Genomic DNA, 14309 nt, shown 5'->3' with positions numbered 1-14309 from the left:
ATCAATAAGTAGAGGAAAGATGAACTCTATCAAGAGTGAAGCCTAAATTGGGTAGAATAATGATGTTAGCAGTGCAAATGGTATTTGTGACCCCACAGACAAACTGAAGGGTCACCTTTTAATCTAGGAAAGGTCTGCAGCCCATTACTGACGATCTATACTACTCCGCCTCGCGCTGCTTTAAAAAGCGATAGATGGCATCCTGGGATCGACAACCTTTTCGTCCCTCATTAGCTAACTTGGAATTTGTTTGCTTAGCATCAATCAGCCGCGCCTTCTGATTATCACTCCACTGCAATTCCATAATTTTGCGAACTGTAGCCTGGTGCTCCGGATTCATAAGCGGGAAAGTGACTTCAACTCGCTGATCTAGGTTTCGTTTCATCAGGTCCGCCGAAGACAACCACATCAGCTCATCACCACCATTGTGAAAAATATAGACTCTGGCATGCTCCAGGTACTTATCTACCAAACTGATAATACGAATATTGTCTGATACGCCCGTAGTTTCACAAACCAATGCACACATCCCACGAACGATAATACGAATTTTTACACCTGCGGCACTGGCACGATACAGCTGCTCAATAATCTGACTATCCACAAGGTTATTACACTTGAAAAATAGCGCCGCTTCCTTCCCTGCCTGGGCGGCATCAATTTCACGATCTATCGCCGCAGTAATCGCATCCCGATAGAAAAATGGTGAAGTGATAATACGTTTAAAAGAAGGACGCTTACGCGGTGCCTGCATAAACTCAAATACATTGTAAACATCCCTACCCAGTTCCTGGTTGTTGGTCAATAAGCTAAAATCACAATAGACCTTCGCTGTATTCTCATTAAAGTTGCCGGTGCCTAGATGGCTGTAGAAACGATCTTTGCCATCCTCGCGGCGAAGCACAGAAATTAACTTGCAATGTACTTTGAGATTGGGCATGCCATACACTACATTCACCCCGGCATCGCTCAACTCATGGGACCAATGGATATTGGCCTTTTCATCAAAGCGCGCCCGCAACTCCACCACCGCAGTCACTTTTTTGTTATTGCGAACCGCATTAACCAGAGCCGCAACTACACGGGAGTTCTTTGCTACCCGGTAGAGATTAATCCGAATTTCTTTAACTTGGGGGTCTAGTGCGGCAGAGGCCAGGAAATTGACAATCGCATGGAAGTCATAATAGGGATAATAATAAAGCCGATCCCCTGTGCACAGCTGTGAAAATACACTTTCATTTTTCGGTAAGGCTGGCAGTGGTGTGAGGCGCTTATAGCGAAGTCGGGCGGATTCTCCCGGGAATTTCATCAGATCTTTGGAGTTGTGATAACGCCCACCGGGGGTATAGGTATCATAACGACCCATTTTCAGTTTCTTCTTCACCAACTCCAGTAGAGCCTCAGGCATATCGCCATCGTAGGCCATACGCACCGGATCTGCGCGCTTTCTCTTTTTTAGTGAGCGCTCCATTCGATCGAGAATATTCTGGGTTACCTCTTCACTTAACTCCAACTCAGCATCGCGACTGATCTTAAAGGTATAGGCGCTGGCTTTAGCGATAGGCACCACATGGCGAAATATTTCTTTAAGGCATCCTCGGATAATATTATCGAGAACGATGTAGACTTTCTCCCGCTTCCCCTCCCGTGGAGGAATCTCCACAAAGCGGGGAAGTGTATCCGTAGGAATCTCCATTGCCACATACCGCTCGGTACCATCATCCAATTCAAGTGCTATCGCAAAATAGATACTGGTTTCATTAATCAATGGCATAGGCTTGCGCCCGTCGATAAAGAATGGCTCCAACTCCGGAAGCACTTCCCGGTGAAAGTAACTTTCTACAAACTGGCGCTGGTTATCGCTAAGCGAAGTCTCCCTAACCACATGGATATCATGCTTTGCCAGATCCTTTAAAGCTTTGTTATAGGCCTTTGCATACCGCAACTGTAACCTCAACACTCGATTATTAATCGATTGCAATAGATTACTGTAGTATTCCTTCTTTTCTCCGCCAACGGAAAAGGCTGCTAAACGACGTACCGCTGCAACATGCACACGGAAAAACTCATCCAGGTTATTAGAGAAGATTCCCAAAAAATGTACGCGCTCAATAACAGGCACACTTTCATCTTCCACCTCCTGTAAAACACGCTCGTTAAATGAAAGCCAGCTCAACTCTTTGGGAAATAGAGGCACATCGTTAGACATTGCAAAACCATAAAACGCACCCAGTATCTGACGGCAGTTTAAAAATCCAGATTATTCTGGAAGCAGCCTTAACACCGGGCTGAGGGTCAAGATTAAGTAAAGAAATATGCCACTGAAATGTGGCTGTGAGCAAGCGCCTATAGCAATATAACGATCTAGTATGGCTTCACAGTTTTCTGCCACACTGTTTCAGTCCATAAATTGGCACAAATAAATAAAAAATATCTTTTATTTATAAAAGATATTTAATAATTTTGTAACACTTTTATAGGTGGCGCCTTTTTGGTGCGCTGTAAATTGACTGCACCCACTATTGGACTGAAAAGTGGCAAAATGAATAATAGAGCGTCCGACTCCATACATTAGCGCTTTCAACGGGATATTGATGCAAGCTCCAAACGAACGCTATGCCGCCCTAGATTTGGGCTCAAACAGTTTCCATCTGCTCCTGGCGGAATTTCGTGATCAGCGCATGGTACGCCTGCACACAGACAGAGCAATGGTGCGCCTGGCCGAGGGGCTGGATATTAACCACCACTTGGACCCGGCGGTAACCGAACGGGCCCTGGCTGCTCTGCAACGCTTTCAACCAGTGATGGATAAACTGCCCCTCGACCATGTGCGTGTCGTGGGTACAAATACTCTGCGTATGGCTGCGGCCAATGCCGATGGCTTTTTGGAAGAAGTGGAATCAATACTCGGAGTGCCGGTGGAAATTATCAGCGGTATCGAGGAGGCCCGCCTGATCTTCACCGGGGTTCTCGCCGCCGCCAATGGCCCCCCTCGCTTGCGCTGCATTATTGATATTGGCGGTGGCTCTACGGAGCTGGTTCGCGGTGGTGATACTCCACAGCAACTGGAAAGCCTGGATATAGGCTGTGTTTCCTACAGTAAACGTTTCTTCGCCGATGGCCTGATCAGCCGCAACACCGTAAACCACTTCCAGCGCGCTCGGCGAGCAGCGCGGGCCGAATTGCAGGAGCTACAGCATATTGCCGAAGGCGCGGAAGTTACCGGTTGCTCCGGGACTATCAAAGCGGTTGCCAGGATTTGCAATGTTGGTGAAGTAAAGGCGATCAAGCGCGGGGATATCGATCAGCTTGCGCACCGGGTTTCCTCCGCCAAACATATCTCGGACCTGGATTTACCCTACCTGGATGAAGAGCGTCGGCCGGTATTCGCTGCCGGCTTAGCGATACTGCATGCAATATTCTGCGAACTCGACATTATGCGTATGGAAGTCTCACCCTATGCAATCCGCGAGGGCATAGTGCACGACTTGGCCGGGCGCTTGCACGGCGGGGATCGACGTGCAGATACGATTGCCGCTATGGTAGAGCGCTGGCAGGTAGATACCAACCAGGCTAAACGTGTCAGTTCCACCTCACTCAAGCTCCTGCAGCAGTTGCGCCCCCAATACCCACCAGAAGGCAAGGTGCGACTGCATTGGGCTATCCAGTTGCACGAAACCGGCCTGGCCCTAACTCACAGTAGCTTCCGCAAGCTGGGGGCCTATATGGTTAAACACGCCGATATGGCCGGATTTGCCAAAAGTGAACAGGAGCACCTGGCCTATCTGGTGCACAACCAACGGGGAAGAATCAAACCGCCACGAGAGCACTATGGCTTCCACCCCAGCCCAGACCTTCTGTTATGCCTGCGCCTCGGATGTATTATTCACAGGGACCGCACCGAACGCAGCCTGGATGGCTTAAAGCTATATGACCAGGGAGACGCCTATCACCTGGAAGCCGATCAACAGTGGCTGGAGGATAGCCCGGCAATTGCAGAATTGTTGGAGCAGGAAGAGCAACACTGGCGCTCGCAAAATCGGCCCCTACAGATAACGGCGATATAAGAGCCAGGGGCCCTTGTGAGCCACTCTGGACACTGGCGTTTTACTCGAATATTCACCCTACAATCAAAAGCTATGAAACTGAGCGAAGTCACTCTCGAACACCACTATGCGGATATGGGGGAAGCCTTTGGCACCCCCATAGCACCCACTCCTTTCCGCCACCCCAAGGTAATCGATACCAACCCTTCAGTGCTGCAACTATTGGGAATAGATCCCAACGAGAAATCTGACCCCGCCTGGGCCGAGCTGGGCTGTGGCGCCCGCCTGTTTAAGGGAAGCCGCCCATTTGCGATGAAATACACCGGTCACCAGTTCGGGGTCTACAACCCGGACCTGGGGGATGGGCGAGCACTGCTGTTGGGTGAAATCGAGAGTGAAGGCCGGCGCTGGGAACTGCATCTAAAGGGTGCAGGAAAAACGCCCTACTCCCGCTTTGGCGATGGCCGCGCAGTATTGCGCTCCACCATACGGGAGTACCTCGCCAGTGAGGCACTCTACGGCCTCGGTATTCCCAGCACCCGGGCACTGTGCATTGTTGGAAGCGACGAACCAGTCACCCGAGAGAAAATCGAAACCGGGGCCATGCTGATCCGAGTGGCGGAGAGCCACGTGCGTTTCGGTCACTTTGAATACCTGTTTTACACCAAGCAACTGGAGGCCCTGCAGGAGTTGATCGGGGTTATTTGCCGACGCTTTATACCGGGTACAGAGGGTATGGCAGTGGGAGACCAAGCTGAAGCACTGCTGCGCTTTACCACCCGGCGCAGTGCAGAGCTAGTGGCAGCCTGGCAGTCCGTAGGCTTTGCCCACGGCGTGCTCAACACCGACAACATGTCGATTATTGGCGACACCTTTGACTACGGGCCCTACGCCTTCCTGGACGACTACGACCACACTTTTATCTGCAATCACTCCGACCACACCGGCCGTTACGCCTTTGAGCAACAGCCTGGAGTCGTACTGTGGAACCTGAATGCTCTCGCCCATGCACTGTCGGCCTTTGTCGGTGTAGACGCCCTACGCGAATGCCTGGAGCAATTCCAGCCGGTGGTAAGCGAGGCCTATGCGCAACGTATGCGGGCCAAACTGGGCCTGGAAAAAGAAGAAGATGGCGACCAGGCCCTCTGCTCGGAACTGCTGAAGTTGCTACAACACGGCCAGGCCGACTACAGCCTGTTTTTCCGCGCCCTGGCCCACTACCGGGGGGAGCGTCCGGCTAGCGCTTTGCACGAGTTACTCAAACCCTCTCACCACAGCGCCCTGGATCAATGGCTGGAGCACTACGATCGCCGCCTCACCCGGGAGACAAATAACTCCCGGGAGCGCAATCTAGCCATGCTGTCGGTTAACCCGAAATACATTCTGCGCAACTATTTGGCACAGAAGGTCATCGAGGCTGCTGAAGATGGCGACTATCATCCTTTGCGGACTCTGCGCCAGTTACTGCAATCCCCTTTCGCCGAGCACCCGGAGCGAGAAGTCTGGGCCAGTGCACCGCCAGAATCCGGCATGCGTATCCCCTTGAGCTGTTCCTCTTAAAGGTGCCTTTGGGTAACTCACAAAGGTCCCGAAATTGGGACAAATAGAGAGAAAAGGCAGGGATATGTGGCCAAATGCTACTTTTTGACTGTTAGATTTTACCTGATGACGACTAGCCCACTGCCCTCGCAGGTGACTTGATGTAATATCTGGGTCACCCTACTTTACATAGGAAAATAAGTGATGATTAGAAACCTGCTTCTGGCCACCTTTGGCCTGCTGTTCGCCCTGCAGGCCAGTGCTGCAGATATCCTGGGCAACTGGCGCACTATCGATGACGAGACTGGAGAGACAAAGTCCATCGTCAACATCTATGAAAAGGATGGGAAGTATTACGGCAAGGTAGTGGATCTTCTGATGAAGCCTAACGACACCGTTTGCGACAAGTGCCCAGGCGACCTGAAAGGTAAGCCCATTGTCGGCATGGATGTCATTAGCGGGCTGGAAAAGAAAGGGAAAAAATACGAGGACGGGGAAATTCTCGACCCGGTAAAAGGCAAGGTTTACGACCTAAAAGTCTGGCTGGAGGATGACAACAGCCTTAAGCTGCGCGGCTACCTGGGCTTCCTCTACCGCACCCAAACTTGGCACCGAGTTCAATAAGCAACTAGGTGCAGTTCTCGGGCCCGAGTTCTATCGGGCCCAGAACCCTCTCTCTCAAACCCAGTTAAAGCACCACCCTGCCGCTTTCACCGCTCGTTGCACGAGCCGACACCACTTTATCGTCTTCACTGGTATCAATTCGTACCTTGGCGCTCATACCTGCGCGCAGAGGCGGAGAATCCTTGAGAGGGTATAGACGCAATCGCACCGGCACCCGCTGCACTACTTTCTCCCACTTGCCACTGGCATTCTGCGGCGGTGTGGAAGCAAACTCACTGCCACTGGCGGGACTCATACTGTCCACCTGAGCCTGCCACTCAAAATCCGGGTAGGCATCCAGGGTCACTTCCGCTTGCTGACCCGTGCGCACACGACCCAGCTCGGTCTCTTTCAGGTTGGCCTCCACCCAAAGGCCAGTGGAGCCAATCATTTGCAGCAGGTTAATGCCCAGAGTGGCCATCTCCCCCACCTTGGGTACGGTATTGGCGATAGTGCCATCCACGGGAGCAATAATGCGCGTGCGCGATAACTGGTAGCGGGCGGTATCCAGTTGCGCTTGAGCCACTTTTAAATCTGCCTGCTCTTCCAGGGCAATGCTCGGGTCGCCCCCCAATTCAGCGCGCAAGCTGGAGAGCTTCTCAGCATTAATGGTGATCTGGGCACGAGCGCGCTCCAGCTGCTGGCGGGCGCTGTCCAGCTCCGCCTCGGAAAACGCCACCTTGCTCAGTTTTTCATTGCGCTCCAATTGGCGGCGGTAAAAGTCCGCATCTTTCCGTGCCTGCTGCAACGCAGCATCTGCTTCAGCATATTCCGAACGACGAGCGAGCAATTCGTTGCGCACTTGGGCCAGGCGCGCTTCCGCCTCAGTCACCGCCAGTTCAAAGGCCGTGCGGTCGATCTGAATCAATAATTGCCCTTTCTCCACGACCTGGTTGGCACTCACCAGCACCTGGGTGACAACACCACTAACCTCGGGCGCCAGGGAGATCTTGTCCGCTTTCACGTAAGCGTTCTCTGTCTCGACAATATCGCTGCCGCGCAACAGGTTCCATCCCCCTATCAGGACGGCCAGTACCAGGAAAAAGGAGAGTGCGAACTCTCGTTGTCCGGCGCGGTCTAGCTTAATGGACAGCTTTTCAGTCACATTCAATCTCTTCACGTGTCAAATTCTTGCGCAACCGCAATAGCAGCGACTGCAATTGATCCACCTCTGTGGCGGAAAAGCCCGCAAGTGCCTCACTGCGGGTCTGCTGGGCTACACCGCCCAGTAACTCGAGGGCCGGCATTGCCTGCTCCGTCAGATAAATACGGAAACAGCGCCGGTCCTCGGGATCGGGCCTCCGCTCCACCAGTCCCTCCTGCTGGAGGTTATCCAGCTGGCGCGCCAGACTGATCGGCGCTAGGTCCAGGCGCTCGGCCAACTCTGCCTGCTTGAGGCCCTCCTCGCGCAATAGATGCCAAAGCACCTGCCAGCGGGATCCACTCAGCCCGTGGTCCTTGGCTCTGCGGTCGAAGTTTCGCCGCAGTAGCCGTGCTGCACTGTGTAGTTCAAAACTCATTTCAGTAACGGCATCTTCCCTGGACATATCTGCTCTCCCTGTCTAAGGCCGCTCATTATAAGCCTGCTTATTATTTCATCAATGTGTGAGTTATCAATATCCCAAAACCCCATTAAAAAAGGCGGTCACTAGGACCGCCCTTTCGACCTGCATCCGGGATGGGTCTATTTCTCCAGAACCTCGATCTTATCGACCTTCTGGAAGCCCCGGGGCAGCTTGTTGCCGCGCCGGCCACGCTCGCCGCGATAGTGATCCATCTCCGAGATCTTGATCTTGGTATGGCGCTTACCGGCGTGAACGACCAGTTGGTCCCTGCCCTTCAATACAGCAACACCGATGACCACCTCTTCGCGGGCCGCAGCGCGGGCTGAAGTGATATTGATAATTTTATTGCCCTTGCCTTTGGACAATTCCGGCAATTCAGTCACCGGGAACACCAACATGCGCCCCTCGGTGGTCACCGCTGCCAGCAGAACATCATCGAGGCTCTCCAGCAATTGAGGGGAAAGCACCTGGGATCCCTTGGGCAGGGTCAGCATGGCTTTACCTGCCTTATTGCGCGACTGCAAATCAGAGAGCTTGGCGATAAAGCCATAGCCCGCATCGGAAGCCAGTAACACTCGCTGCTCATCAGGGCCCATCAACAAGCCCTCAAAGGTGGCACCGGAGGGGGGGTTGATACGCCCGCTGAGGGGTTCGCCCTGCCCCCGTGCTGAAGGCAAAGTATGGGAGGCAATGGAGTAACTGCGACCGGTGCTATCGAGTAATAACGCGGGCTGGTTACTCTTGCCCCGCGCGGCAAAACCGAGACTGTCCCCCGCCTTATAACTGAGCGCTGCCGCATCAATTTCATGGCCCTTGGCCGCGCGAATCCAACCTTTTTCAGAAACGATAACGGTGATGGGATCTGAAGACAGCAGCTCAGATTCACTAAACGCCTTGGCCTCTTCACGAGCCACAATTGGGGAACGGCGATCGTCGCCAAACTCTTTGGCTGCGGCCAGAAGCTCTTTCTTGATCAAGGTCTTGAGGCGACGCTCGCTATTCAGGGTCTTGGTGAGGGTATCTCGCTCTTTTTCCAGCTCCGCCTGCTCGCCGCGAATCTTCATCTCTTCGAGGCGTGCCAACTGGCGCAGCTTGGTATCGAGAATGTAGTCCGCTTGGATATCCGTGAGCTCAAAGCGATCCATCAGCTCCTGCTTGGGCTCGTCACAGGTACGGATAATTTCGATCACTTCATCAATATTGAGGAAGGCAACCAGCAAACCTGCCAACAGGTGCAGGCGCTTCTCAACTTTATCCAGACGGAACTGCAGACGACGGCGGGTGGTAGTGGCGCGGAAAGTCAGCCACTCCCGCAGGATTTTATCGAGGGACTTCACCTGCGGGCGCCCGTCGATACCGATCATATTCATATTGACGCGGTAGTTGCGCTCAAGATCGGTAGTGGCAAACAGGTGATTCATCACCGATTCCATATCCACCCGATTGGACTTCGGCACAATTACCAGGCGGGTGGGGTTTTCGTGATCCGACTCATCGCGCAGGTCGCTCACCATGGGCAGCTTCTTCGCCTGCATCTGCTGGGCGATCTGCTCCAGTATCTTGGCACCGCTCACCTGATGGGGCAGCGCGGTAATGACAATATCACCGTCTTCCTTGCTCCACAGGGCGCGCATCTTGATAGAACCGCGACCGGAGGTGTAAATCTTACGGATATCATCCCGCGGCGTAATAATCTCTGCCTCAGTGGGCATATCCGGGCCAAGAATATGCTCACACAGCTCTTCTACCGTGGCCTTGGGATTTTCCAGCAGCTCTACAGTCGCGTTGACCACTTCGCGCAAGTTATGCGGGGGAATATCCGTAGCCATACCCACGGCAATACCGGTGGTACCGTTCAATAGAATATTGGGCACCCGCGCAGGCAGAACGCAGGGCTCATCCATGGTGCCGTCAAAGTTGGGCTGCCAGTCCACAGTGCCCTGACCCAGCTCCGACAGCAGCACTTCCGAATATTTCCCCATGCGCGACTCGGTGTAACGCATCGCGGCAAAGGACTTGGGATCATCCGGCGAGCCCCAGTTGCCCTGGCCATCAATCAGGGGGTAGCGATAACTAAACGGCTGCGCCATCAGTACCATCGCCTCGTACACCGCGCTATCGCCGTGGGGGTGGTACTTACCGATCACATCACCAACGGTGCGCGCGGACTTCTTATACTTGGCAGTATTCTTCAGGCCCAGCTCACTCATGGCGTACACGATACGCCGCTGTACAGGCTTAAGGCCGTCACCGATATTCGGCAGGGCGCGGTCCAGGATCACATACATGGAGTAATCCAGGTACGCCTTTTCGGTGTACTCCTTTAACGGCAGGCGCTCTGTGGCCTCATAAACAGAGGTGTCGGTCATACAGCACTCGTTATTTTGTTCGGAAGGGGCGGATTATGGCGGACTGAGGCGGGAGGTTCAAAGGGAGCTGACGGTAAAGGGCTATATCATTGGCTCGATTCGAAATTTGTCGCCTGTGTTTGGCCCATATGAGCCAGTTAGAGAGCATCATATAGAGCCAAAGGCTGCCATGCAGCCCAACGGGTATCTTTATCGCCAGGGACCATTTTGCAGAACATTAACATCAGACGATAAAACAGAACCACGATGATTTACTCAAGAAGAAGCTTTAAATAACGGATTACTTCCAGCGAAGCCCTGCTGTAAACCACTTGATTACAGTAAGAATTAGTTGACCCAACAGCTTAAGTGTCTCAATTTATATTAGCTATTACCTTTAATAATCATTTACATTCTGTTCAAAATATGTCTTGAAGAAATCTCTTTTCATAACCTCTTTGCCAAAATATTTTTCTGACTCAGCCAAGGCTCCATCCATAGGCATTCCATTTTCTACATGCATCAGGAAACTCCTCAAAAAAATCTGTGTATCAATACTTCTAAAAAAGATATCTTCATCTCTATCATTTACTATTTTTTTAAAATCTGAGTAAGATTCAATTTTAGAAAGTAAATCTTCAGCCAATGTATAAGCCAATTGTGCTACCTCACCATCAAATGAGCATCCAATACGATACTTTGCATCTATAAGCTCATCTGAATACAAGCCGACTTCAATTAGCTTTGGATAATCCGGGTTATATCGGCCCTGAGGAAAGCAAAGCCACTTATCATATATTGGGGAAATCACTTTATGATCTATACAAGCGTAATAACCCCAATTCCAACTCCTACTATTACGAATAATTCTTAAATATTTTGTAAGATGTAGAGTTGAACCTAAAGGAATTTCTTTATACTTAAACTGCTTCATTGCTGGCCGCCCCTACACAAAAAACTCAAACAATTAAAATTGGGAACTAAATTAAAAAAAGGGATTGCGGCAATTGCGCAATCCCCCTTTCATATTTACGTACCCTCAAAGAAATAGGACTTTTACAGAGGGGTCGTACAGGTAGAGTAATTGCGAGACCTGAGACGATGCGCAAAAATCAGCTCGATATCCTTGATTGCTTCAACATCTACCAGTGGACCGTAAATATCTTCTAATAAGAAGGATAAACGCCAGCCTGTTGCCGCAACACTGCGCTCTTTGAATAAATCCGTAACTGTATTGATAGAGCCTGCTCCAGATCCAAATACATCCAAAGCTGCACTCATAGATACACGATAGCTATTGTTAACAGCGGCCAGCTGGGAAAGCCCTGCAGTATCCCAGAATAATGCACTGTAAGTATTGAACTCTCCCTCAACACCAGCAGCGCCGTCATCCCTGGTTATTTCATAACCAGGGAACCGGTCCCGCACAACACTGGCACCGCCATAAGTGAGGTATGCAGGCGTTTGTGATTCACCACTGATGCTATACAGGGTGGGGATATTGAGGCCTATTGTTTCAATCTTATCCATATAGGACCCACCAACAAGTAAACAGCTCGATCCACCCTCCTCAAGGAACATCGGACCAGTAAAGAAGTTACTACCAACCGGTTCTTTCACTGTGCTGAACTCGATTGTTACCCAGGTGTCTGACCCGAAAGTGCGCGCCAGTAATTTCAGCTGCTCTTGGAAAGCCTCCCGGGCACTTAAGCGGGGACCACTTTGTTGATTTGGATCTGGGTGCAGGTAGGTTTGCGCAATACCATTAACATTATCGATGTAACCAAATACCTCTTCTTTTATCGAAAAGGTATCAGTTAATTGGTCCAAAGCGGCTGTACCAGGCCAATCAAAATCCATCATGATACCGTAAAGATCCCACATATCCTCAGCATTACGCAGATGGAATACAGACTCTTTACTAATATCTAAATTGCGAATAACAAATGGTCTTTGCCATTTGTACTCAAGGGCCTCAGCAGTATAAAGAAGCCATTTTTGTGCTTGATCGAAATCGTTGGCCGCTTTCAAGACCTCTTTTGGGACTCGACGTGAATGAATCAGGTCCGCAAAATAGCGCTGAGCTAATTCTGGAGCATCATTGATTATATCTGCAACCATGCGATTAGCTTGATTCAGAATCATAGGTAGACGCTTGGATTCCTGCACCAATGTCGCCTCACTTTGTGCAAGTTCCAGAACAATGGCATTTACTTCAAACCATAGGCTTTCCAATCTATAACGACTACCAGCTTCTAAAATTTTACCGCTGCTATCGTAGAGTTTTACACGGTGCTCAGCTGCCAGGGCAGTATTCGCATCCTCTAGCAAAATAAAATCACCCAAAGCATCAATGGTGCTGTTAAGCGTATTCACATGATCTGCGAAGTCACTAACAGCATCCCAGCTACCATCCATATAATCCTGGGCGGCTGTAGACAAAGATTCAAACAATACGGTACGAGATTCGAGCGCTTCTTGCTTCTCGCGAAGGCGGCTCATTTGAAGACCAAGCGAGTCCTGTTGCGAACGATAATCCAGAACTATTTGCTCAAAGCCATCTTCAACACCGGCATCCAGTGCTAAGCGCTCCACTTCCAATTGGATTGTTTCCAAACGGTTATTTAGTCGCTGAAGGCTTAGCTTCATTGAAGCTTGGATATTCGCTACATTTCGCGACCAAGAGGCTACTTCACTGCTTTTCCGGGTATCATCAGTTACATACACACAGCTCTTTTCATAGCAGTTATCGATAAATGTGGCACCCAACAGGCTATATATACGATTAGATAATAGTTGGTGGCGCCCTGAATAGGCCTCTGTTAATGCCTGGGCATTATGGAGGTAGTTATCATAATCCAACTTGGCAGTAGCAAGACTACTGTCCGCCTGCACAATAAAACCTGTGTCTTCCCCATCGAGGAACTCACTCAATATATTGAAAGAATCAAAATGTGTATCGCTGCTAAAGCCATGTGGCACAGCCAACTTCGACATACCGAGGAAGTTGGTATCACCGGTAAGCCAGGACATAGCATTTTTCAACTGATTAAGTTGAAAATGCCACTGCTCTACCGCCTGAGGTAAACCGGAATGCGGAGAGACTTCAGTAAAATCAGTGCCGGAGAATAGAGTGCGTAGCTCAGCTTCCTTGGCTACCAGAGTATTCTGCAGAGATAAAATCTCATCGATCATTTGAGTAGACAAGGAAGAGTTAAGTTGGTCTGACTCTATCAATAAACCTGCCTGCTGTACTTTTACAGCCGCGAGATTACCCATTAACTGGTACAGCAAGGTGATATCTTTGTACTCGCCGGGCAGAACACCGGCTGGGGCGACATCGTTTTGGGTATTTGTTACGGAATCATAATATCGAGGGCTGACTTGCCCCCGAGAACTGGTCAATTGCTGCAGATAAGTGGGCGTATTCTCTACAAGGGCCACATACTCAACGAAAGCACTATTGAGCAGGGTAAAGGCATTCCCGACATGCTCAATTTCAATAGCAGCCAGCTCTCCATTCAAACGACTGGACAGCGCCTTATCCAGAGCAATATTGGCGTGAACAATTTCTGCGACCGCTCGATCGTAATAAAGATCCAGCAACGACTGTTGCAGGTCTAAATTCGTGGGGTATAACTCTAACTGTTCATAAATCAGAGTTTCAGCAACAGAAATACGTGCACGCTCCGGATCGCCATATAAATCAGAAAACTCTTTGGGAGAAACACTACTAAGATAGCTATTAATAACCTCTTCAGATTTAGCATCCAAGCTATACATTAAATCTAAATAACGGAATGCTGCATTATCGCGAGAATAAACCCCACCTTGCGGATCCTCTGCCTCAGCACTTACTGAATCAGCTTCGTTATAATAAAGCTGCTTACGAATAGCATCTACTAGCAGCTGACTTTCTACTTGAGTACCAATTCCAGTCGAAAACTCCAGTGCATTAGCTCCATCTAGTTTTGATGCAACTATCAATTCACTGCCAGACAACTTATCTGTGACTCCAGATTCGCCTCTAGCAGGAGAGTGCAACGACAGCCCAGCAACTAGTGCCAGTCCCATAACTGCTGTCGATTTCGACGAGTATTTCATTTATTCCCTTCCTATATTCTTATAATTTATCCCTTTAACCTGCT

At 50.4% G+C, this 14309-nt stretch carries 9 protein-coding genes; 3 read left to right on the top strand and 6 right to left on the bottom strand.

The annotated features are described in order from the left end of the window. Positions 1-160: 160 nt before the first annotated feature. Entirely contained in the window at positions 161-2209 is a 2049-nt protein-coding gene (ppk1, locus tag ACJJIN_RS20590; RefSeq protein WP_444896006.1) for a polyphosphate kinase 1, read from the bottom strand. 385 nt (positions 2210-2594) lie between these two features. Here ppk1 and ACJJIN_RS20585 point away from each other — a divergent pair, with 385 nt between their 5' ends. From ACJJIN_RS20585 to ACJJIN_RS20575, 3 genes are all read left to right on the top strand, one after another. Next, the gene (locus ACJJIN_RS20585; protein WP_444896005.1) at positions 2595-4067 is read left to right on the top strand and encodes a Ppx/GppA phosphatase family protein; all 1473 of its coding nucleotides are present in this window, start codon (positions 2595-2597) and stop codon (positions 4065-4067) included. Positions 4068-4082: 15 nt separating this feature from the next. Next, positions 4083-5606: a protein adenylyltransferase SelO gene (locus ACJJIN_RS20580; protein ID WP_444896004.1), complete on the top strand. Its 1524-nt coding sequence runs from the start codon at positions 4083-4085 to the stop codon at positions 5604-5606. Positions 5607-5789: 183 nt separating this feature from the next. Then, the gene (locus tag ACJJIN_RS20575) at positions 5790-6209 is read left to right on the top strand and encodes a DUF2147 domain-containing protein (protein WP_444898278.1); all 420 of its coding nucleotides are present in this window, start codon (positions 5790-5792) and stop codon (positions 6207-6209) included. Positions 6210-6273: 64 nt separating this feature from the next. On the opposite strand, the gene ACJJIN_RS20570 is transcribed toward ACJJIN_RS20575, so the two are convergent. From ACJJIN_RS20570 to ACJJIN_RS20550, 5 genes are all read right to left on the bottom strand, one after another. Further along, positions 6274-7353, bottom strand: coding sequence for an HlyD family secretion protein (locus ACJJIN_RS20570; protein ID WP_282931136.1), 1080 nt, complete (start codon positions 7351-7353; stop codon positions 6274-6276). Continuing rightward, the gene (locus ACJJIN_RS20565; RefSeq protein WP_444896003.1) at positions 7346-7795 is read right to left on the bottom strand and encodes a MarR family winged helix-turn-helix transcriptional regulator; all 450 of its coding nucleotides are present in this window, start codon (positions 7793-7795) and stop codon (positions 7346-7348) included. Before ACJJIN_RS20565 ends, ACJJIN_RS20570 begins: the two co-directional genes overlap by 8 nt. Before the next feature lie 137 nt (positions 7796-7932). Then, the gene (parC, locus tag ACJJIN_RS20560; RefSeq protein WP_444896002.1) at positions 7933-10182 is read right to left on the bottom strand and encodes a DNA topoisomerase IV subunit A; all 2250 of its coding nucleotides are present in this window, start codon (positions 10180-10182) and stop codon (positions 7933-7935) included. A 376-nt stretch (positions 10183-10558) separates the two neighbouring features. After that, positions 10559-11095 carry a hypothetical protein gene (locus ACJJIN_RS20555; RefSeq protein ID WP_444896001.1) on the bottom strand — a complete coding sequence of 179 codons (537 nt, stop codon included), beginning with the start codon at positions 11093-11095 and terminating at the stop codon, positions 10559-10561. A gap of 122 nt (positions 11096-11217) precedes the next feature. Continuing rightward, entirely contained in the window at positions 11218-14265 is a 3048-nt protein-coding gene (locus ACJJIN_RS20550) for a hypothetical protein (protein ID WP_444896000.1), read from the bottom strand. Positions 14266-14309: the final 44 nt, after the last annotated feature.

The organism is Microbulbifer maximicatervae (SeqCode), from assembly GCF_052467505.1.
Note: the sequence above shows the minus strand (reverse complement) of the source record. Positions and strands in the feature narration are given on the sequence as shown.